The sequence below is a fragment of the Sphingomonas sp. AP4-R1 genome, assembly GCF_013113735.1.
Classification (GTDB): Bacteria; Pseudomonadota; Alphaproteobacteria; order Sphingomonadales; family Sphingomonadaceae; genus Sphingomonas_I.
Genome location: NZ_CP053346.1, coordinates 225,262 through 246,969 on the forward strand (window position 1 = coordinate 225,262; position 21,708 = coordinate 246,969).

The 21,708-nt window shown below is 67.4% G+C and carries 19 protein-coding genes; 9 read left to right on the forward strand and 10 right to left on the reverse strand.

The genetic code is table 11. The features are described 5' to 3' along the window. Positions 1–68 precede the first annotated feature (68 nt). Complete coding sequence (lipB, locus tag HL653_RS01040; RefSeq protein ID WP_171742858.1) at positions 69–764, reverse strand: lipoyl(octanoyl) transferase LipB; 696 nt, start codon at positions 762–764, stop codon at positions 69–71. A 166-nt stretch (positions 765–930) separates the two neighbouring features. On the opposite strand from lipB, the gene HL653_RS01045 reads away from it, so the two are divergent. After that, the gene (locus HL653_RS01045; RefSeq protein WP_171742859.1) at positions 931–1,719 is read left to right on the forward strand and encodes a hypothetical protein; all 789 of its coding nucleotides are present in this window, start codon (positions 931–933) and stop codon (positions 1,717–1,719) included. On the opposite strand, the gene HL653_RS01050 is transcribed toward HL653_RS01045, so the two are convergent. Further along, on the reverse strand, positions 1,701–2,300 hold the full coding sequence (locus tag HL653_RS01050; protein WP_171742860.1) for an N-acetyltransferase: 600 nt from the start codon (positions 2,298–2,300) through the stop codon (positions 1,701–1,703). The genes HL653_RS01045 and HL653_RS01050 overlap by 19 nt on opposite strands. Positions 2,301–2,313: 13 nt before the next feature. Further along, positions 2,314–3,171, reverse strand: a complete 858-nt coding sequence (gene hemF / locus HL653_RS01055; RefSeq protein WP_171742861.1) for an oxygen-dependent coproporphyrinogen oxidase — start codon at positions 3,169–3,171, stop codon at positions 2,314–2,316. Positions 3,172–3,338: 167 nt separating this feature from the next. Here hemF and petA point away from each other — a divergent pair, with 167 nt between their 5' ends. Genes petA through HL653_RS01070 form a run of 3 tightly spaced genes read left to right on the forward strand, consistent with a single transcriptional unit; the run spans position 3,339 to position 6,086 of the window. Then, positions 3,339–3,908, forward strand: a complete 570-nt coding sequence (gene petA, locus HL653_RS01060; protein WP_171742862.1) for a ubiquinol-cytochrome c reductase iron-sulfur subunit — start codon at positions 3,339–3,341, stop codon at positions 3,906–3,908. Positions 3,909–3,923: 15 nt separating this feature from the next. After that, positions 3,924–5,213 carry a cytochrome b/b6 gene (locus HL653_RS01065; protein WP_171742863.1) on the forward strand — a complete coding sequence of 430 codons (1,290 nt, stop codon included), beginning with the start codon at positions 3,924–3,926 and terminating at the stop codon, positions 5,211–5,213. Between the two features lie 21 nt (positions 5,214–5,234). Beyond that, positions 5,235–6,086 (forward strand): cytochrome c1, encoded by an 852-nt coding sequence (locus HL653_RS01070; protein WP_171746702.1) that lies wholly within the window; start codon positions 5,235–5,237, stop codon positions 6,084–6,086. A 116-nt stretch (positions 6,087–6,202) separates the two neighbouring features. Here the strand turns inward: HL653_RS01070 and HL653_RS01075 are convergent, their stop codons facing one another. Further along, the gene (locus HL653_RS01075) at positions 6,203–6,814 is read right to left on the reverse strand and encodes a TetR/AcrR family transcriptional regulator (RefSeq protein ID WP_216599933.1); all 612 of its coding nucleotides are present in this window, start codon (positions 6,812–6,814) and stop codon (positions 6,203–6,205) included. 112 nt (positions 6,815–6,926) lie between these two features. On the opposite strand from HL653_RS01075, the gene HL653_RS01080 reads away from it, so the two are divergent. Both HL653_RS01080 and HL653_RS01085 read left to right on the forward strand, forming a co-directional pair. Further along, positions 6,927–7,904 carry an NAD-dependent epimerase/dehydratase family protein gene (locus HL653_RS01080; protein ID WP_171742864.1) on the forward strand — a complete coding sequence of 326 codons (978 nt, stop codon included), beginning with the start codon at positions 6,927–6,929 and terminating at the stop codon, positions 7,902–7,904. 91 nt (positions 7,905–7,995) lie between these two features. Further along, entirely contained in the window at positions 7,996–8,556 is a 561-nt protein-coding gene (locus HL653_RS01085; protein WP_171742865.1) for a DedA family protein, read from the forward strand. 6 nt (positions 8,557–8,562) lie between these two features. Here HL653_RS01085 and HL653_RS01090 read toward each other — a convergent pair whose 3' ends face one another. Beyond that, on the reverse strand, positions 8,563–9,273 hold the full coding sequence (locus HL653_RS01090; RefSeq protein ID WP_253717439.1) for an arylesterase: 711 nt from the start codon (positions 9,271–9,273) through the stop codon (positions 8,563–8,565). A 33-nt stretch (positions 9,274–9,306) separates the two neighbouring features. Here HL653_RS01090 and HL653_RS01095 point away from each other — a divergent pair, with 33 nt between their 5' ends. Both HL653_RS01095 and HL653_RS01100 read left to right on the forward strand, forming a co-directional pair. Further along, positions 9,307–9,999 (forward strand): ABC transporter ATP-binding protein, encoded by a 693-nt coding sequence (locus HL653_RS01095; RefSeq protein WP_253717442.1) that lies wholly within the window; start codon positions 9,307–9,309, stop codon positions 9,997–9,999. Continuing rightward, positions 9,996–12,518: an ABC transporter permease gene (locus tag HL653_RS01100; protein ID WP_253717444.1), complete on the forward strand. Its 2,523-nt coding sequence runs from the start codon at positions 9,996–9,998 to the stop codon at positions 12,516–12,518. Before HL653_RS01095 ends, HL653_RS01100 begins: the two co-directional genes overlap by 4 nt. A 124-nt stretch (positions 12,519–12,642) precedes the next feature. On the opposite strand, the gene HL653_RS01105 is transcribed toward HL653_RS01100, so the two are convergent. Further along, positions 12,643–13,380: a GntR family transcriptional regulator gene (locus tag HL653_RS01105; RefSeq protein ID WP_216599934.1), complete on the reverse strand. Its 738-nt coding sequence runs from the start codon at positions 13,378–13,380 to the stop codon at positions 12,643–12,645. 138 nt (positions 13,381–13,518) lie between these two features. Between HL653_RS01105 and HL653_RS01110 the strand changes: the two genes are divergently transcribed. Continuing rightward, complete coding sequence (locus HL653_RS01110; RefSeq protein ID WP_171742867.1) at positions 13,519–14,496, forward strand: ribokinase; 978 nt, start codon at positions 13,519–13,521, stop codon at positions 14,494–14,496. Between the two features lie 11 nt (positions 14,497–14,507). Here HL653_RS01110 and HL653_RS01115 read toward each other — a convergent pair whose 3' ends face one another. The 4 genes from HL653_RS01115 to HL653_RS01130 form a co-directional block, all read right to left on the reverse strand. Beyond that, positions 14,508–15,929: a family 43 glycosylhydrolase gene (locus tag HL653_RS01115; protein WP_171742868.1), complete on the reverse strand. Its 1,422-nt coding sequence runs from the start codon at positions 15,927–15,929 to the stop codon at positions 14,508–14,510. 131 nt (positions 15,930–16,060) lie between these two features. Next, the gene (locus HL653_RS01120; protein ID WP_171742869.1) at positions 16,061–17,365 is read right to left on the reverse strand and encodes a DUF2264 domain-containing protein; all 1,305 of its coding nucleotides are present in this window, start codon (positions 17,363–17,365) and stop codon (positions 16,061–16,063) included. Positions 17,366–17,528: 163 nt separating this feature from the next. Next, entirely contained in the window at positions 17,529–18,485 is a 957-nt protein-coding gene (locus HL653_RS01125; RefSeq protein WP_367613583.1) for a DUF4861 family protein, read from the reverse strand. After that, positions 18,482–21,682, reverse strand: a complete 3,201-nt coding sequence (locus tag HL653_RS01130) for a glycoside hydrolase family 2 TIM barrel-domain containing protein (protein WP_171742870.1) — start codon at positions 21,680–21,682, stop codon at positions 18,482–18,484. Before HL653_RS01130 ends, HL653_RS01125 begins: the two co-directional genes overlap by 4 nt. Between the last annotated feature and the right edge of the window lie 26 nt (positions 21,683–21,708).

Genomic DNA, 21,708 nt, shown 5'->3' on the forward strand with positions numbered 1-21,708 from the left:
CCCGGGCTTAGGCTGCCATTTCCCAAATCGGCGGCGATCCTAGCAGAAAGCCCCGTCGTCTCAAGAGTCTACCGCACTTGCGATAAGCTCCACAGAAAGCTGGGGAATTCCGCTTCGAGCGCCTGATCGAGCGCGGACATGCCCGTTTCGCACCCTAAACGTTCGAGGCTGGTGACCCCGTGATCGGCGATTCCGCACGGCACGATCGCGCCGAAATGCGCCATATCCGGCGCCACATTGATCGAGAAACCGTGGAGCGTCACCCAGCGGCGCACCCGCACGCCGATCGCGCCGACCTTGGCCTCGCCGCCACCGGGCTCATCCGTCCAGATGCCGATGCGTCCTTCGGCCGTGCGTGCCGAGACGCCCAGCCGCGCGAGCGAGGCGATCAGCCACCGCTCCAGCTTGGCGACATAACAGCGCACGTCGCGGCCGCGCGCGTTCAGGTCCAGCATCACATAGCCGACGCGCTGGCCTGGCCCGTGATAGGTGTGCCGCCCGCCCCGGCCCGAGCGGTGGACCGGGAACAGGTCGGGCGAGAGCAGTTCCTCCGGCGGCGCGCTGGTGCCCGCCGTGATGACGGGCGGATGTTCCAGCAGCCAGACCAGTTCCGGCGCGGTGCCCTCGCGGATCGCGGCGGCGCGCGCCTCCATCTCGGCCACTGCCTCGGCATAATCGGTCAGGCCGGGGCTCACCTGCCATTCGACGGCGGGGCCGGGCGGCGGGCCGGCGGGAACGGGCGCTTCGAGGCTGCAGACTGTCATCGCGTCGATGTGCGATCACAAGGCCCCGCTGACAAGGCGTGATCGCCCGGTTCGGACGTCGAGCGACAGGCGGCACCGGGCCGGGCCCCCTCCCCGCGAGGGGATCGCGCACTTTCCCGCCTCGCAAGCGCTCGCTTTTCGCGGCGAAACGCGGCAGGAGCGGATCGTGCACAAGATCTCGATAGAACAGGGCCTTCGCGCGCTGCAGCATTTCCTGGCTGCCGAGTGGCGGCTGGCGCTGCCCGTCGCGCTCGCTTTTCTCGCTTTGCCCCCCTTCGGACTGGGGCTGGTTCTCGCGCCGCTGATGAAGCAGATGCCGTCCACGATCGAAGGCATCCGCGCGCTCAGCCTGTCGCTGCCCGGCTGGGTGACGCCGGTGATGGCGCTGGGCGGGATCGTCACGATCGTGGGCGCGATGACGCTGCAGGCGTTGCTGCTGCTGCCCCGGATCAGCGTGGGCGAGGCGATCCTCGCCGCGCTCCGCCATCTGCCCGCCTGGATCGGCGCCTGCCTGATCGTGTTCGCGGCCATGTTCGCCTTTCTGATCACGGTGGGCTTCCTCGTCGGAGCCGGCCCCGGCGGCGCCTCGATCCTCGTGCTGGCGACCTTCTTCGGCATGACGCTGGCCGGCCTCTATCTGGTCCTCATCATGCCGCTGATCGTGGAGCGCGGCATGGGCCCGCTCGTCGCGCTCCGCTACGGTTTCTCTTTCTATGGCGCGCAGCTGCCGCGCCTGATCAGCGGGCTGATCCTGTTTCTGGCGGGCGCCTGGATTCTGGCGATGGCGATCCAGGTCGCGCTCGGATCGGTGTTCCTGCTGCTCGGCCGGATGATCGGCCAGCCGGACCTCGGCCAGATTCTGGTGGGGCTGCTCGGCGCAATCGTCTCGTCGGTCGAGTGGGGCGCCTTCTATCTGCTGGTCGCCTGCTTTTACGCTCAGCGCGCGCGGGGCTGATCCAGCAGAGGGGCGTGTGGCGCCGCATCGCGCGGCAACACGCCCAGCAGGCGCGGATCGGCGAACACTTCCACCGCGCGGGCGAAGGGCACGAAGCCCTGCGCGCGATAGAAATTGAGCGCCGAGGGATGATCCAGCGTGCAGGTATGCACCCAGACGCGGGTGATGCCCGGCAGCCAGGCGCGCGCCAGCGTCTCGGCCATCAGCCAGCGGCCGAGCCCCTTGCCGGACAGCTCCGTGATCAGCCCGAAGAAACCGATCTCGCATTCGCCCGCCACGCGGAAATCCAGTTCCAGCATACCGACTTCGATCCCGGCCCGATCGACGACGGCATAGATCTCCACCGCCGGATCGCCGATGATCGCGGCGAGCGCCTCTTCCGCCAGCATCAGCCGCGAGAACCACAGCCAGGGCGCGCCGACGCGGGTGAAGAGCGTGCGATAGGCGGCGGTCGTCGGGCTGGCCCAGCGCACCAGCCGCAGCGGCGCGGCCGGCAGGGGCTTCGGCTTCGGCCGGTCCCGCATCTCCAGCGAGGTCACGATCGCGGCGAGTTCGCCTTCGGCAACGGGGGTGAGGCTCATCGCTCGGCCCGCCTCATTCCCACGTCGCGACGGGCGGCAGGCTCATCAGGATCGCATCGATATTGCCGCCGGTCTTGAGACCGAAGAGCGTGCCCCGATCATAGACCAGATTGAATTCGGCATAGCGCCCCCGATAGGCGAGCAGGGCCGCGCGATCCGCGTCGCTGGCGGGCTCCCCCATCCGCCGACGCACGATCGCGGGGAAGATATCGAGAAACGCCTCGCCCACCGCGCGGACGAAGGCGAAGTTGGTGTCGAACCCGCCTTCGAGATGATCGAAGAAGATGCCGCCCGCGCCGCGATGCACGTTGCGATGCGGGATCCAGAAATAGTCGTCGGCCCATGTCCGGTAGCGTGGATAATCGCCCGGCCCCGGATGCGCCTCGCACGCCGCGCGCATCGATCCGTGGAAATCGGCCGTGTCCTCGTCGCGGGGCAGCGGCGGATTGAGATCGGCACCACCGCCGAACCAGCGCTTGGTCGTGACGAGGAAGCGCGTGTTCATGTGGACGGCGGGCACGTGCGGATTGGCCATGTGCGCGACGAGGCTGATGCCGGTGGCGAAGAAGCGCGGATCCTCGCCCGCGCCGTGGATCGTCTTGCCGAACTCGCCCTCCAGATGGCCGCCGACCGTGGAGACGTTGACCCCTACCTTCTCGAAGACGCGGCCCTTCATTACGCCGCGCACGCCGCCCCCGCCGGGGCTGCCGTCCGGATCGGTGCGATCCCACGGCGTATAGACGAAGGCGGCGTCGCTGCCCGCCTCGCGCTCCACGCCCTCGAAGGCGGCGCAGATGCGGTCGCGCAACTGCTCGAACCAGCTGCGGGCGGCCTGCTGCTCGGGATCGAGCGGGAATGGTTCATGCGACATAGGGGCGTCGGCTTGCCGCGTGCGACGGAACCGCGCAAGAGCGGGAAACAGCACGATCCTGCACCAAAATCAGCAAAGCAGTTGGCAAAGGGCCGATCGGACGGTTACACAACCCAAAACCGTGCCCCATGAGAGGGTCGCGAGGGGGTTCAGCGGAGGATATGCGAATGGCGGCGTCGCACACGTCAGACCTATCGGACGGCCAGACGGCCGAAGCGGCGCCCCGTCGGCGCGACTTCCTCAACATCGCGGCTGTCAGTTTCGCAGGCGTCGGCGCGGTCGCCGTGGTGGTGCCGCTGGTCAACCAGATGAACCCGTCGGCCGACGTGCTCGCGCTCGCCTCGATCGAGGTGGACATCTCCGCCATCGCGGCCGGACAGGCGATCAAGACGATGTGGCGCAAGCAGCCCGTCTTCATCCGCAACCTGACGCCCAAGGAAATCAAGGAGGCGGACGCGGTGCCCGTGTCCACGCTGCGCGATCCCCAGACGCTCGCCCAGCGCACCAAGCCCGGCCACAAGAACTGGCTGATCACGCTCGGCGTCTGCACCCATCTCGGCTGCGTGCCGCTGGGCGCGGGCGAAGGCGAGATGCGCGGCGATTTCGGCGGCTATTTCTGCCCCTGCCACGGGTCGGTCTACGATACGGCCGCGCGCATCCGCAAAGGCCCGGCACCGCTCAATCTGCAGGTGCCGGATTACAGCTTCAAATCGAACACCGTCGTGCAGATCGGCTGAGGGGAGACGAGAGACATGAGCTTTCCCTGGGCCAAGCATTACGAGCCGACCAACCCGGTGATGAAGTGGGTGGACAGCCGCCTGCCGCTGCCGCGCCTCGTCTATAACGCGATCGGCGCCGGCTATCCGGTGCCGCGCAACCTCAATTATTTCTGGAATTTCGGCGTGCTGGCGGGCCTCGCGCTCGTCGTGCAGATCGTCACCGGCGTCGTGCTGGCGATGCATTATGCGGCCAATGCGGACGTCGCCTTCAACAGCGTCGAAAGCATCATGCGCGACGTCAATTCGGGCTGGCTGCTGCGCTACGCGCACATGAACGGCGCGAGCATGTTCTTCATCGTCGTCTACATCCACATCTTCCGCGGCCTCTATTACGGATCCTACAAGGCCCCGCGCGAGATGGTGTGGCTGCTGGGCGTCGTCATCTTCCTGCTGATGATGGCCACCGCCTTCATGGGCTACGTTCTTCCCTGGGGGCAGATGAGCTTCTGGGGCGCGCAGGTGATCACCGGCTTCTTCTCGGCGATCCCGGTCGTCGGCGGACCGATCCACACCTGGCTGCTGGGCGGCTTCGCGCCGGACAATGCCGCGCTCAATCGCTTCTTCTCGCTCCACTATCTGCTGCCCTTCGTGATCGCGGGCGTGATCATCCTGCACATCTGGGCGCTGCACATTCCGGGATCGAACAACCCGACCGGCGTGGAGGTGAAGGGGCCGCAGGATACGGTGCCCTTCCATCCCTATTACACGGCCAAGGACGGCTTCGGCGTCGGCATATTCTTCATCGTCTTCGCCTGTCTCACCTTCTTCGCGCCGAACGCGCTGGGCCATCCGGACAATTATATTCCGGCCAATCCGCTCTCGACGCCCGCGCACATCGTGCCCGAATGGTATTTCTGGCCCTTCTACGCGATCCTGCGCGCCTTCACGGTCAACTGGTTCTGGATTCCCGCCAAGCTGTGGGGCGTGATCGCGATGTTCTCGGCGATCGCCCTGCTCTTCTTCCTGCCCTGGCTCGACAAGTCGCCCGTGCGATCGGCCACCTACCGGCCGATGTACAAATGGGCGTTCGTGGTGCTGGTGCTGGACGTGCTGGTGCTGGGCTGGATCGGCAAGAGCCCGGCGGAAGAGCCCTATGTCCGCATCGGGCAGTTCGCCGCCGCTTATTATTTCGCGCACTTCCTGATCATCGTGCCGGTCATCAACCTGTTCGAGGTGCCGAAGCCCCTGCCCAATTCGATCACCGAAGCGGTGCTGAAGGGCGAGACCGAAGACGAACCGGCGCCCGCCGGCGTCGCGCACTGAGCCCGGGGAGACACCCACATGATCGTCCGCGTCATCGGTTTCTTCGCCGGCCTCGCCTTCGTCTCGGCGCTGCTGATCGCCTTCGTCATGCCCCGCGAGAAAGCGGAGCCCACGGCGGCGCACGAATTCCATCTGGAGCCGAAGGAGATCCACTTCTCCTTCGATAATCCGGTGTGGGGCAAATATGATCGCCAGCAGCTCCAGCGCGGCTTCCAGGTGTACAAGGAGGTCTGCTCGGCCTGCCATTCCATGAAGCTGGTGGCGTTCCGCGATCTGGAGGAGATCGGCTTCACCAAGCCCGAGGTGAAGGCGATCGCCAAGCAGTGGCAGACCGAGGTACCGACGATCAACGACAAGACCGGCGAGCCGACGACGCGCAAGGCGCTGCCGAGCGACTATTTCCCCTCGCCCTTCGCCAACGAGACGGCGGCGCGCGCGGGCAACAACAATGCGCTGCCGCCGGACCTGTCCGACATCGCCAAATCGCGCGAGGGCGGCGCGCATTACATCCACTCGATCCTGACCGGCTATGTCGATCAGGCCGGCTTCAAGAACGAGAAGGGTCAGGAGCTTCTGAAGGAGTTCCCCGACGCCAAGACACCGGAGTCGCTGCACTTCAATCCCTATTTCGCGAACCTCAACATCGCGATGCCGCCGCCGCTCGCCGCCGAGGGTCAGGTGAGCTACGCGGATGGCACCAAGCCGACGATCGACCAAATGGCGACCGACGTCTCGGCCTTCCTGATGTGGGCGGCCGAACCCAAGCTGGAGAACCGCCACCGTACCGGCATCGCGGTGGTGATCTTCCTGCTGATCGCGACGGCGCTGGCGTTCGGATCGTACAAGAGCATCTGGGCCGGCAAGAAGCATTGAGGGCGCGGGCGGCCGCGATACGCGCCGCCCCCGCTTTGCCACGCCCCCAAGCGGTATAATCCTCTCCGCCTTCGCGGGAGAGGCTCTAAGCGGACGACAGCTCCCCCGGAGCAGCTCTATCGGTCGTAGCGGACGCCCGCCTCGAACGCCCGGATCAACGTCGCCAGCGTCGCGCGCAACTGCGCCTCGACGGGTAAGGCCGCCTCCACCGCCTGCGCCACGAACAGCGGGTGGACATAGACCGTCACGGTGTCCCGGACGACGCCGGCCGCCGTCGCCGCGTCGTCCACCCTCCATTCGCCCCGCGCGACGCCCTGGCCGATGATCTGCGCGATCAGCGCCGTCATGCGCGCGGCATAAGCGGCGATCATGTCCTGTCGTTCGATCAGCAGGCGGCGATAGAGATCGTGGATCTCGCGATCCCCGGCGAAGCGCGCCCGCTTGCGATGGTGGAGATCGAGGATCATCGCCTCGAGCCGTGTGCCCGCCGCTCCGTCCGCATCGACATAAGCGGCGGCCATGGCGGCCTCATCGTCCATCGCCTGCTGCGCGATCGCGTCCATCACCGCGCTCTTGGACGGATAGAAGCGATACAAAGCCGCATGGCTCACGCCCAGTGCGCGGCCGATATCGACCATGTTGGTCTTGGCCTCGCCATAACGCTGCACCAGCGCGGTCGCGGCCTGGAGGATCGCTGCGGACGAGAGGGGGGATGAGGTCGATGACACAGCGTGGGCCTAAGCAGGCGGCCCGACATCGTCAACGAAACACAACTTACAGATATCATATATTGTAATTTGATGATCCGAGAGATAGGCGGGCTCCCGAAGGAGTCGCGCCATGACCATTGCTTTCGTGACCGGCGGAACCGGATTTCTCGGACGCCATCTTGTGACCCGCCTCGTGACGGACGGCTGGACGGTGCGCGCCCTGCACCGCGCGCCGGCCGATGCGGAGCGTCTGCGCGCGCTGGGCGCCGAGCCGGTTCGAGGCGATCTCGGCGATCCGGCTTCGCTCGCGCGTGCGGTCGCCGGGACGGAGGTGGTTTTCCACGCCGCCGCCCTCTTCAAGATGTGGGCGCCAAAGGCGGCGTTCGAACAGGCCAATGTGGACGGCACGCGCCACCTGCTTGCGGCGGCGCAAGCGGCGGGCGTGGCACGCTTCATCCAGATCGGCGCCTCCGGAGTCGTGATGAGCGCGGGGCGGTCCATGATCGGCGTCACCGAGGATGCCCCGCTCGCCTTCCCCGACTGGGCACCCTATCTCGCCAGCAAGGCACGCGCCGAGCAACTGGTGCTGGCGGCGGACGATCCGGCGGGCATGCGGACGATGATGGTCCTGCCGCCCATGATCTGGGGCGCGGACATGCCGATGCTCGGGGAGACGATCGCCAATATCGAAGCGGGCCGCTTCGCATGGCCGGGCGGTGGCGCGAGCCTGATGTCGACCGCGCATGTCGACAATGTCGCTCATGCCGCGTTGCTGGCGGCCCGGCGTGGGGCGGGCGGGCGGGCCTATTTCGTCACCGACGGCGAGGATCGCACGCTGCGCGAGGTCATCGGGCAACTGCTCGCCACGCGGGGCGTGGATGCCGGCACCAGATCGGCGCCGCTCGGCGTCGCCTGGTTCATGGCGACCGTGATGGAAAGGGTGTGGCGGACCTTCCGCCTCGCGGGCGAGCCGCCGCTGACGCGCCAGATGCTGCGGATGGTCGGCTATGATTTCACGATCTCGGATCGGCGCGCGCGCGAGGAACTCGGCTACGCGCCGGTCATCACGTGGGACGAGGGCGTGCGCGCAATGTCCGCCGGGGCGTGACAGGCCTCCCATCGGCCATTTCCGAAGTCGGTGGAGCCCGCCGCCCGCTCGGGTTACACAGGTCGGATGGCCATCGAAACGACCCTCCCCCTTGGCGCTTGAAGCGCTCGTCGCGCGCTACGGGCTGCTCGCCATCCTGGCCGGCGCGGGCATCGAGGGAGAGGCCGTCGTCATCACCGGCGGCGTGCTGGCGCAGCGGGGGCTGCTGCCGATCTGGGGCGTGGCGGCGGCGGCGGCGGTGGGATCCTGCCTCGTCGATCAGCTCTGGTTCTGGCTGTCGCGCCGCTATCGCGATCACCGCTGGGTGCGCAAGGCCACGCACAAGCCCGCCTTCGCCCGCGCGCTGCGCTGGCTGGAGCGCTACCCGAAGGCGATGATCCTCTCCTTCCGCTTCATCTATGGCCTGCGGACCGTGACGCCGGTGGCGATCGGCACGTCCGCCATCCCGTCGCGCACGTTCGTGCCGCTCAACATCGTGGCGGCGGCGATCTGGGGACCGGCCATCGCCTGGGCGGGCTATGCGTTCGGCAGCGCGCTCGGCACCTGGCTGCACGACATCGAATCGCTGATCCTGGTTGCGATCGGCGTGCTGCTGATCGTGCCGCTGGCCGTGCTGCTGGTCCGCACGATCAGCGGCAGGCTGCGCGGATAGAGCGGATCAGCGGGCGGGCGGCAGCGCCGTCTCCACCACCGGCGCCAGATGATCCGCCACCACCGCCACGCCCCGCATATTGGGGTGATGGCCATCGGCCTGCATCAGATCGGCCTTGCCGATCACGCCATCCAGGATGAACGGATAGAGGCCCGCATGATAATGCTTGGCCAGATCGGGCCAGATCGCATCGAAGGGCGCGACATAATCGGGGCCGAGATTGGGGGGCGCCATCATGCCCGTCAGCACGACCGGGATCCGGCGCTTCGCCAGTTCCTCCATCATCGCCGTCATGTTCGCGCGCGTCTCGGCGGGCGTGATCTGGCGCAGCACGTCATTGCCGCCAAGGCCGAGCATCACGAGATCCGGCTTGCGGGGCAGATTGTCGAGCGCGAAGGCCAGGCGCTGGCGCCCCGCCGCGCTGGTGTCGCCCGAGACGCCGGCATTCACGATCGTGGCGTTGATCCCGGCCTTGCGCAGGCGGCCTTCGATCGCGTGGGGCAGATCCTGACCGCGATCGAGGCCATAGCCCGCATAGAGGCTGTCACCGAAGGCGAGGACCAGACGCTCCGGCCCGGCCGGGCGCGCCACCTCCGCCGGAACGGCCGGCGCGGCGGGATTCGCGCTATTTTCGATCGGCGGGGCCTCCGCCCCCTTGCCGCAGCCCGCCAGCAGCATGATCTGCCCGAATGCACAGAACGCCGCGAACCGGCGCATTCCCTTCCGCTCCAATCGATCGATCCCCATCCGATGCAGACTGACCCCGATATGGTCATCGCCGCGCGCGATATAAGATTGTCGCTCGGCGCTGTCGCCGCGCAGACCCAGATTCTGAAGGGCATCGACCTGTCCGTGACGCGTGAGACGAGCGTGGCGTTGCTCGGCCCCTCGGGCTCGGGCAAATCCTCGCTGATGGCGGTGCTGTCCGGGCTGGAGCGCGCGAGCGGCGGGCAGGTGATCGTCGACGGGCTCGATTTCAGCGCGCTGGACGAGGATGCGCTGGCCCGCGCGCGGCGCGGGCGGATCGGCATCGTGCTGCAGGCCTTCCATCTGCTGCCGACGATGACGGCGCTGGAAAATGTCGCGGTGCCGATGGAACTGGCGGGCCATGCCGACGCCTTCGCGCGCGCCGAGGCGGAGCTGGTCGCGGTCGGGCTCGGCCACAGGCTGGATCATTATCCGTCGCAGCTTTCGGGCGGCGAGCAGCAGCGCGTGGCGATCGCGCGCGCGCTCGGCCCCCGCCCCGCTCTGGTCTTCGCCGACGAACCGACCGGCAATCTCGATGCGGCGACGGGCGAGGCGATCATGGACCTGATGTTCGCGCGGCAGGCGGCGGCGCGCGCCACCCTGATCGTGATCACGCACGATGCGAAGCTGGCCGAGCGCTGCGACCGGATCATCACGCTGGCGGACGGACGCATCGTCGAGGACCGGCTGCGTTGAGCGACGGAGTGGCGACAGGCTGGGCGCTGGCCTGGCGCCTCGCGCGGCGCGAACTGGATCTGCGCTTCCGGGGCCTGCGCCTGCTGCTCGTCTGCCTGTTCCTCGGCGTCGGCGCGCTGGCCGCGATCGGTAGCCTCGCGCAGAGCATGGGGCGTGAACTGGCCGCGCGCGGCAGCACGCTTCTGGGCGGCGACGTGGAGTTCGCGCTCTCGCAGCGCCCCGCCAACTCCGCCGAGATCGCCGCCATGCGGAAGCTCGGGCAGGTGTCCGCGACGGTGGGGATGCCCGCGACGGCAGTGATCGGCGCCGGGCCGAAGCAGCAGACCGTGCCGGTCGAGCTGAAGAGCATCGACGCCGCCTATCCGCTCTATGGCGCACTGACGCTGAGCGATGGCCGCAACGTGCGCGCGCCCGGACCCGATCGGGTGTGGATCGCACAGGCCCTGGCGGAGCGAATCGGCGGCCGGATCGGACAGACGATCCGCTTCGGCACCACCGACTTCCGCGTGGCGGGCGTGATCGCGGACGAGCCGGACCGGCTGGGCGAAGGCTTCACGCTGGGGCCGGTCGCGATCGTCTCCACGGACGGGATGGCGCGCACGGGGCTGATCCAGCCGGGCAGCCTCTACAAGACCAAATATCGGATCCGCCTGTCCGCCTCGGCCGATCCCGCCGCCGCCGTCACCGCCTTCCGCCGCGCCTTTCCGGCGGGCGGCTGGGACGCGAAGACGCGCGACAAGGCCTCGCCGGGCGCCGCGCGCTTCATCGAGCGGATGGGGCAGTTCCTGCTGCTGGTCGGCCTCTCCGCGCTCGTCATCGCCGGGATCGGCATCGCCAACGGCGTCTCCTCCTATCTCGCGGCCCGACGCAGCAGCATCGCCGCGCTGAAGACGCTCGGCGCCACCTCCGCGCTGATCACGCGCATCTATCTGCTCCAGATCGGAGCCGTCGCCTTGGCCGGGATCGCGGCGGGTCTGATCGTGGGCGCCGTCTCCGTGCCCGCGATCGTGTGGGCGGCGGGCGACATCTTGCCGGTGACGCCGGGCTTCCGCGTCGAGATCGCGCCTTTGGCGCTGGCCGCCGCTTACGGGATGCTGATCGCGCTCGCCTTCACCGCGCGGCCGCTGAGCGAGGCGGGCAGTACGCCGGCCGCGGGATTGCTGCGCGGCACGTTCGGATCGCGCCCGATTCCCCGGCGCAGCTGGATCGGTGTTGGGGCGGCGGGCGCCGCCGTGGTCGCGCTGGCGCTGGTGACGGCGGACCAGCCGATGCTGACCGCCTGGTTCCTCGCCGCGATCGCGGGCGTGCTGCTTCTCCTCGCCGCGTTCGGGCGGGGCGTGCAGGCGCTGGCGACCCGCCTGCCGCGTCCGCGCCGTCCGCTCGCGCGCCTTGCGCTGGCCGCGCTGCACCGGCCGGGCGCTCGCACCAGCACGCTCGTCGTGGCGCTGGGGCTGGGCCTCACCCTGTTCGTGCTGCTTGCCGCGATCCGCACCAGCATCGATGCCAATATCGCGCGCACCGTGCCCGCGCGCGCGCCGGCTTTGTTCGCGCTCGACATCCCCTCCACCCGCGAAGCCGAGTTCCGCCAGACGGTCGCCCGCGTCGTGCCCACCGCCACGATCAAAGCGATCCCGGCGATGCGCGGCTCGATCATCGGCTATGGCGGCACGCGCGTCGCCGACCTGAAAACGATCCCCGACGAGGCCTGGGCGCTGCGCGGCGAACGCGGCCTCACTTATGCCGAGACCCTGCCCGAAGGCAGCACGATCACGGCGGGCGTATGGTGGCCGAAGGACTATGCGGGACCACCGCTCGTCTCGATGGACCAGAGGCTGGCCGACGCGCTCCACCTGAAGATCGGCGACCGGCTGGATTACAGCCTGCTGGGCGTGGAGCGCAGCGCGCGCATCGCCTCGTTCCGGCGGATCGACTGGGAGACGATGGGCTTCAATTACGTCCTCGTCTTCTCGCCCAATGCGATCCGCGACGCGCCCCACAATCTGGCCGCGACGATCGATCTGCCGCCGGGCAAGGAGGGCCTCGTCACGCGCGCTTTGCTGCCGGGCTTCCCTTCCGTCTCGGTGATCGAGGTGGGCGGCGTGCTGGCGCAGATCCGCACGATCGTGGCGGGGATGGCGGCGGCGATCACGGCGGCGGCATCGGTCGCGATCCTGGCGGGCATCGCCGTGCTGGTCGGCGCGATCGCCGCCGCGCGCGAAGTACGGATCTACGACAGCGTGATCCTGAAGACGCTGGGCGCCACGCGCATGCAGATATTGATCGTGCAGCTGCTGGAATATGCGTTGCTGAGCGCGATCCTCGCGGCGGTGGCGCTGGTGCTGGGGTTGAGCGGCGCCTGGTATGTGGTGGTGCGGCTGTTCGATTTCGTGTGGCTGCCCGATCCGGTCGCGATCGGGCTCACGCTGCTGGCGGGCATCGGGGTGACGATGGGGCTGGGGCTGGCCGGTGGATGGCCGGTGCTGGCGGCGCGCCCGGCACGGGCGCTGCGGCAGCTTTAGGGCGTGCGATAAACACTCCGTTTGCACTGAGCTTGTCGAAGTGCCGCTCTTCTTTTCTCATCCGAGACAAGTGGACGGACGGTGCTTCGACACGCTCAGCACGAACGGTCTTTGAGGAACGGACTCAGCTGTCCAGCCGCAGCCGGTAGATATAGGTGTCGCCCCGGAACACGCCTTCCACATATTCCACCATCGGCCCGTCGCGCAGATAGGTGCGCCGCTTGATGAGCAGGCAGGGGGTCGTGTCCTCGAAGCCGAAAATCTCGATCTCGGAGGGCGTGGGCGGAGTGGCCTCGATCGTCTGGTCGCAATGTGCGGGGATCAGCCCTTCGGCCGCGAGCTGGCCGTAGATCGATCCCGCCAGATCGGCCTCCGCCAGGAAGGGCGCCGCATCGAGACTGTACCACGCCGTCTCGCGCGAGAGCGGGACATCATCCCCCAGCCGCACGCGGACGAGATAGAGGAAGCGCGCGGTCGACGGCAGGCCGAACAGCGACGCGACCGACCGATCGGTGACGATGCGATGCTCCAGCACGCGCGTGGAGGGCACGCGGCCCAGCTCCGCCATCTCCTGCGTGAAGCCGCGCAGGCGATCCATGCCGGGCTTCAGCCGCACGGCCTCCTCCGGCACGATCGAGCCCTGCCGCCCCTGCCCCACGATCATCCGCCGCTCGCGCAGCAGCGTATAGCTCTGCTGCACGGTGGAGCGGCTCACGCCGAGATATTCGGCCAGCTGCCGTTCGGGCGGCAGGCGCGTGCCGCCGGGCACCTGACCCGAGGTGATCAACTCGGTCAGCTGCTCTTCCAGCTGGAGATAGAGCGGGCGCGTCGTATCATGGTCGAGGCGGATCAGATGCTGCACGGGTAACGTCCCTGCATCATCGCCCCCGCGATGCCGGCGGCGCATGGCCGACGGAGCCTTCTGGTTTCGTACATGGTGTGGAACGTGTGGCCCAAATCGTGAAGATATCCCCCATAGCATAACAGGACAGAGCGATTGATGAACAGCGATGGCCCCGTCTTTGTGCTCGGCAGCTTCGTCGCCGCGCTTTCGATGAAAGTGGCACATCTGCCCGCGGCTGGCGAATCCCTGCGCGGGGAGGCGCTGTTGCTGGAGGCGGGCGGCAAGGGATTGAACGTGGCGATCGCGCTGCGCCGGCTGGGGCTCGCGGTGGACGGGCTGATCGCGATCGGCAGCGATCATTTCGCGGCGATGGCCCAGGAGGCTCTGGCACGCGCCGACCTGCCCGAAGGCATGCTCGTCGGCTTTCCGGGGCCGAGCGGCACGGGCGTCGGCCTGATCGATGCGCACGGCGAGAATATGATCGCGGTGTTTCCGGGTGCGAACGGGCTGCTGTCGGCGCGCGAAGTGGCGGGGGCCGAGGCGCGGATCGGACGGAGCCGGGCGGTGGTCGCCCAATATGAAATCGGCGATGCACCGATCGCCGTCACTTTCGCCACCGCGCGGACGTGGGGCGTGCGGACGGTGCTGAACCCTTCGCCCTATCGGCCGATCGCGGCGGAGATCCTCGCGGCGACGGACGTGCTGGTCCTCAACGAGACCGAAGCCAAGTGCCTGCTCGCGGAGCTAGCCGGCAGGCGCGGCGTCTCCTCCGGACAGGTGCCTGCCGCATTGGCGGAGGCGTTGGCGGGCTCGGGCGTGGAAAGCCTTGTCGTCACGCTCGGCTGCGAAGGCGCGGTGCTGCGACAACGCGACGGGCGCACGCTCCATCAGGCTGCCTTCGCGGTGGAGGCGAAGGACGCCACCGGCTGCGGCGACGCCTTCCTCGCAGGCCTCGTCGCGGCGCTTTCCAGCGGCGACGACTGGGCCGGTGCGCTCCGCTTCGCCTCGGCCTGCGGCGCGATCACCTGCAGCCGCATCGGCGTGATCGACGCCCTGCCCACGCGCCCGCAAGTCGTCACGATGATCACAGGCGAGCGCCCGTCCGAACGGATCCCGTCTCCCCAAGGGGCGTGATCGGGACGGGGCTATTTCCGAATCTCCAGCCGCTGGAAGGAAATGGCGTGACCGGCGCTCCCGGACCTGTCGCCTTTCTTGTTGGTCCAATACCAGCCGCTGCCCACCACCGCGACGCTGATCGTGTACGTCCCCTTCCGCAGCAGCGGCGTGACGAACCGGGCGCCCGACACCGGATATTTGGAATACATGTCGACCGTTGAGGAGAGGATGTCCCGGCCGCCCCGATCGCGCAGCGTGATCTGCGCATATCCGCCGTCCGCACGCGCCACGCTGTAGAGGCTGGCCTGCGTGCCGGTGAACGTGATCGATACGGAGCCCTGCGGATCATCGGTCACGCGATCCGCGGACTGGCCTGCCGCCGCGTCCCGCCACGAACCGGAGAAACGCGCGCTCGCATCGTCTTGCGCGATGATCGTATCGGCATCGGCAGCCGGCGCGACCGTGCCGAGCCGCGTATCGATCCGCCAGGCATCCCGATAGCGCGGCATCGTCAGCCGCTCGCCCTCCACGGTGAGCGGCTGCCACACATAGCTGGCCGCGCTCGCCTGGCGCGGATACGACCACCGATCGCCCATGAACATGTAGCTGGTCCCGCGCGAACCCTCGACAGGCAGCACGAACGTGACCTGCGAATTCCAGGTCAATGTTCCTTGCGGCGCTACCAGACCTTGCCGCGTCCATGGCCCCTTCAGTGACGTGGCGGTGAAGTAATAATTGTCGTTCCGCTCCCAGCCGGTAAGGTCCGACCCTAGGAAATAATAGGTGTCGCCCTTCCTGAAGAGCGTCGGCGCCTCGAATCCCTCCGCCATCGCCGCGTTGACGTGTTCGCGCACGCTTAGATAATCGTCGGCCAGACGATAGATGTCGCCGCCGTGCAGCAGCACATAGCCCGCACCGTCCTTGTCCTGAAACGTGCCCATGTCCCATTTCCGGATGGGCTTGCCGTCGAACAGCAACGGCCCCTGGAAGGTGTAGGGTCCGGTGATCGTCTTCGCGGTGGCATAGCCGACGAACTGGCCGCGATAGTCGATCGCGTCCGCGTGCATGAACATCACATATTCGCCGGTGGCGGGTGACCGCATCACCTTCGCGCGCTCGCCCACCGTCTCAGGCCCCAGCGGGCCGGACGGCTGCACGGGCAGCGCGATCCGCTCGAACCGCCAGTTGACGAGATCCTTGGACGAGTAGCAATTGAACCCGGCGAAGGCATTGGTCATGTCCTGATGCGCCTCGCCGAACAGGTAATAGGTATCGCCATCCTTGATGATGCCGCCGCCGTGCGCGCTGACCGGAAGCCCCCGCTGATCGAACCACGGCGTGCCCGAATGGATCGCATCATAATGCCCCGGCATCTGCGCGATGGCGGGAGAGGTCAGGGCGAGAAGCAGCGGCAGCAGGCGCCCGACATGGAGGGGCTTCGAACGGGCCATGATCCGGGCCTCCATGATGGGGATGAACGATAATCCCGCCCGCTTCCACCACCTGTTACGCCTAGGTCGTGGGCGGGCCCTTCAAGACGCGACGCTCGGGAAGCGGGCCGCCATCCCGCTTCCCGTCGCCCTCAATATTCGACGTAATAATCCTTGGCGAAATGCGCGCCCGCAAAGGCCCGCTTGCTCGTCCACGGAAGCGGCGGCGCGGTCCAGTAGGGATCGTCCGCCGGCAGGCCCAAAGCCAGCAGGCTGAGCGAGGCGAGGTACATGCTGCCCGCATTCGAATACCAGTCGGCCAGGGTCGGCTGGTGGCCGCAGAAGCCGATCGTGAGATAGCCCTGCGCGTCGAAATTGGTGGGATTGGAGAAGATCGCCCGCTGCGCCGCCACCGTCGCCGCGCGCGCCTGACCCGCCGGCAGCGCCTCCGGCAGCCACTTGCGCCACGCCAGCAGCCCGAGCGGCTGGAACACGGCGGTGCGATAGGTGAGCGAGCGGCCGATCGGCGGATAGCTGCCGTCCGCCCCAACCATCCGCTCCAGCGACATGCCGTAGCGCTGCATCCGCTTCTTCGCTTGCTCCAGCAGTTCGGCGCTCTTCAGGCTGTTGAAATGCGCCTTGGTGCTGGTCAGCACCTCGAGGATCTCCACCATCATCGGGTGGATCACGTAGGAGCCATAATAATCGAAGTGGAAGTGCGGACCATCGGCATACCAGCCGTCCCCCACATACCATTCCAGCATCTTGCGGACCGCCAGATCGACGCGGACCGGATCCCATTGCTCGCCGATCGACAGCAGGAACGCCTCGTTCATCGCCGCGAACAGCAGCCAGTTGGTATAAGGCGGGGAGACGGAGCGGATGCCCTTGATCTCCTTGACGATGCGCGCCTTGGTGGTGGCATCGAGCGGTTCCCACAGGGCCTTGGGCGCGCGGATCAAAGCGTTGGTGAAGTAGGCGCTGTCGACCAGCTGCTGCTCGGCCAGCCCGCCGAACAGATAATCGCCGCTCTTGGGATCGACGGAATGGGCGTAGGCGGCCTGCGCCTGCTGCCGCAGCTTCGCGCGCAGCTTGCCCTCGGCATCGTCCGTATCGGGCAGTGCGAGCCACGGCGCGAGGCCCGCGATCAGCCGCCCGAAACATTCGAGATAGGCGACCTTGGGCGGACGCCCGTCCCAGGTGGGGCTCAGTTCGGGCTTGAAGCGCGCCTGCAATTGCCCCTTGGACATGGGACCGAGGACGGGCTCGGCCATGCGGCGGAGCAGATCGACCATATAGGCGCGATCCTCGGCGCCGGTGCCGCCGACGGAAGGCGTCGGCGCCTCGCCGGATGCCCCGCTTGCCTGCGGCCCCATCTGTCCTTGGGCCTGCGTGCCGAGGCTGGCCGCGATCGCGCCCGCGCCCATCGCGGCGGCGATGAATTCCCGTCTTTCCATCACGTTCGTCCTGAAGGTCCGGCCTCCGGTCGAGAAGGTCGGGATCATATGTTCCGTTCGCCCTGAGCCTGTCGAAGGGCCATCCTTCTTCTCAACCGAGACAAGAAGGACAGTGCTTCGACAAGCTCAGCACGAACGGGTTTTGGGAAGCTAGGCCTGGCGATCAGCCGCGCGGAGCGGGCGGAACTTTGAAGTCCACCGGCGCGCCGGCCACATATTTGTCCCAGGCCTCGCGCGAGCGGATCCCGGCATTGCCCTTGTCCCACACCGAGCCCGAATAATAGACGAAGGGCTTGCCCGGCTGGACGCGCAGCAGGACGATGTCGTTATCGGCCTCGTTCGTCTTCACCTCGACGATCATCGCCGGATCCACCTTCACGGCGATGCCCATGCGGCCATGATCGCCCGATTCCGGGCCCCACCAGCTCAGCCAGCCATGCGCCTTGTCCACGCTCAGCTCGCCATCCTTGCCGGCCAGCGTGGTGCGCTTGCCGATGCCGATGCCCACGATCAGCTCACCCGGCTTGTCCGACGAGATGGTGGAGACCATCCGCGTGAACTGCGTGCCCAGCGGCAGCGTGAAGCGGCGCGTCTCCCACACCTTGCGATCCACATCGACCGGCCACGGCGAATAGGTCACCTCGAAATCGGCGACGTCGGGGCCGTTCTTGAAGATCTTGTACGTGTGGTAATTGCGCGAGGTCCACAGCTTGTTCTGATACCAGATGCCGAGGCCGCCCATGCCGCGCGCCGTACCGACATTGTAGAAATCGATGCCCTCGCCGTGGAAGCCGTGCTGGTCGCCGGTCTTCAGCTGGCGATCGGCGAAGGCCCAGGGGACATTCTTGCCCCACGCATCGATGCCCGAGCCCGACGGCGGCTCATAGGCCTGCAGCGCCTCGCCATAGATGCGGTGCGCGGTGCGATCATTCTCCCAGAGAATATCGTCGTAGCGATAGGGCGCCAGCAAAGCGGAGGCGCGCGGGCTCTTGTCGGCCGGCGGCGTCAGCGGCAGCGTGATCGGCGGCATGACGGGCTTGTCGGTCTCCTGCGCGGCGACGCCGACGGCAGAGCCGGTGGTGAGCAGGAGGGCGGTGGCGCTCAGGAACAGACGCTTCACGGGACGATCTCCGGGCTGGAGGTGGCACTGGCCGGTCGGGCGGCGTCCGGCGTGGTGCCGGGGCCGTCGAACGGCTTCAGACGGAAGGCATAATGGAGAGGGGCGAGCGGGACGCGATATTTCGGCAGGGAGCGGCCCCATTTGGTCCACTGGTCATCGCCGCCGACGCCGACCTGCGCGGCATCGATCAGCAGCGAGACATGATCGTGCGGCACGATGTCCGAGCTTTTGGCGGTGCCCGGCGCGCGGCGCGCCAGATCCGCATACGGGAAGGCCAGCGCGTTCATCGACAGCGGCTGCGCGCCTTCGACGCGCAGGCCCGGCGCGCCGGCGCGGACCAGTTCCATCCAGCGGACGTCCACCTTGTTGCCGGTTTCCTGCGGCCGCATGTAATCGTGATTCTGCTCGGCGATCTTGCCGCGCCACAAAGCGATCGGCGCGCCGGTCTTGCGATCCGCATAGGTTTCGTGCGGGCCGCGACCATACCATTCCAGCGTATCGAACGCGGTCGGCATCGCGAACGAGAGGCCCACGCGCAGCGGATCGGGCAGATCGGCCTTGAGCGGCGTCATGTCGCCCTCCACCGCGAGCGAGCCGTCGCCGTTCATTACGTACCGCGTGACGAAGCGCGTCGCGCCCTCGCCCACCGCATAGCGCACCGTCACTTCGGCGCGGCCATCATCCAGACGGCGCGGCTCGATCGCCTCCACCGTCCGCGCGTCCGACGCCTGCTGCCAGATGGCGTGCGTCTTGATCGTGCCCGTGCCGATGTCGTTGTCGGTGGCCGCCCGCGTGAAATTCGGCGCGCCGCCGCTGAGCAGGGTCTGCCCGCCCGCCGCATAATGATCGATAAGGCCCGTCGCGCGATCGATCGTCAGCTCGGCGCCACCCGCCGACAGGGTCACGCGCCCGCGCCCGTCGGTCAGCGTCACGCGGCCTGACGGCACCGGTGCGTCGGCGGGCTGCACATTTCCCATCGGAAATTGCTCCCAGCCGATCACCTGCCCCGCCGCGACGCCCTGCGTCGTATCCGCCTTGGCACGCGCGACGATCGTGACCATCAGCTCCGATCCCGGCTTGCGCTTGATCATCGGCAGCGAGAGCGGGATCGTCTCCTGCCCATGCGCGGGCGTGGCGAGCGCGGGCAGATCGCCGCGCGCGACGACGACGCCGTCATTCGCGACCTGCCAGCTGAACGCATAATGCGAGAGATCGATGAAATCGTTGCGGTTGATCACCCGCACCTTGCCCGCCGCCGCATCGAAATCGGCGAACTGCACCGGCGCATAGACCTTCCGCAGCTCGAACAATTGCGGATTGGGCGTGCGATCGGACTGGGTGAGCCCGTCGCCGAATTCCAGCTCGCCGCCGGGATTAGGACCATATTCGCCGCCCATGCCCCAATAAGAGCGGCCATCGGCGGTCTTGCGAGACATGGACTGATCGACCCAGTCCCAGATGAAGCCGCCCTGCAGCTTGTCCGGATGGGCGTAGATGACGTCCCAATAATCTTTCAGGTCGCCACCCGAATTGCCCATCATATGGGCATATTCGCACTCGATCAGCGGCTGGCGGAAATTGAAGTTGGTCGCATAGTCCAGCAGCTTGGCGGCGCTGTCATACATGGGCGCATAGATATCGGCATAATCGTTGGGCCGATGCTCGCGCTGGTTCTCCCACGTGCCCCAGCCGAGATAGGAGATGAGCCGGCCCGGATCGCGCGCCTTCGCGGCGGCGGCCGCCTTGGCGAAATTGGGGCCGATCCCCGCCTCGTTGCCCAGCGACCAGAAGATCACCGACGGGTGGTTCTTGTCGCGCTCCACCATGTTCATCACGCGGCTGACATGCGCGCCTTCCCACGCCGGATCGAAGCCGATCTGATACTTTCCGCGCTGCTCGGGATGGTTGTTCGACCATTCCATGTAATGGTGGCTCTCGATATCGGCCTCATCCATCACATAGAGGCCGTAGCGATCGGCCAGATCGTAGATGCGCGGATCGTTCGGATAATGGGATGTCCGCAGAGCATTGATATTGTTCTGCTTCATCAGCTGGATGTCGCGTTCCATCAACTCCGGCGACAGGACGTGGAACGTTACGGGATCATGTTCGTGGCGATTGACGCCGCGGATCGTGATCGGCTTGCCGTTCACCGTGACCACGCCATTCTTCATCGCCACGGAGCGGAAGCCGATGCGGCTGTAGGTCGACAGCAGGATCGCGCCCTTGGAGTCATACAGCTCGACCAGCAGCATGTAGCGATTGGGCGTCTCGGCCGACCAGGCGCGCACGTTCGGCAGCGTGGCGTTGAGCGTTACGCTGCGCTCGGCCGTGCCCGCCTTCACCGGGGCCGAGGCGGTGAGCAGCTGGGTCTTGTCGTCCTTGTCGAGCAGTACGATCCGCGCGGTGGTGGCAGCGGAGGACGGGGTGACGGCGAGGTCCACCGCGAGCTTGCCGTCGCGGTAGCTGTCGTCCAGCCCGGCATGGACGAAGAAGTCGCGGATGCGCGTCTTCGGCGCCGCCATCAGGAACACTTCGCGCTCGATGCCCGAGACGCGCCAGAAATCCTGATCCTCGAGATAGGAGCCGTCCGACCAGCGATAGACCTGGATCGCGACGACGTTCTTGCCGGGATGAAGGAAGCGCGTGACGTCGAATTCGGACGGCAGCTTGCTGTCCTCCGAATAGCCCACCTTCTGGCCGTTCACCCACACATAATAAGCCGAGCCGGCCGCGCCGATGTGCAGGATCACATCCTCGCCCGCCCAGCCTGCCGGCACATCCACGTCGCGCCGATAGGAGCCGACCGGATTGGTCGCGTGCGGGATCAGCGGGCGGTTCGCCGGGAAGGGATAGGTGATGTTGAAATAACGGGCCTGATCATAACCCTCGGCCTGCCAGTCGGACGGGACCTTGATGTCCTTCCAGCCGGAGACGTCATAATCCGGCTTCTCGAAACCCTGCGGCAGCGCATCGGCGCTGGGCGAGAAGGAGAATTTCCAGAGGCCCGTCAGCAGCACGAAGCGATCGGATTTGGTGCGGTGTCCGGCGATCGCCCGCTCGCGGCTTTCGAACGGGAAGCCGGTGGCGCGCGCCGGCTGTTTGCCGATCGCGAAAACCGCCGGATTCTCCCAGTCCGGGCGGCTCGCATCCACCTGCGGCTGGATCGGCGGAGCGGGCGCCGTGACCTCCGCCATCGCGCTCGTGGCATACAAGCCGGCCA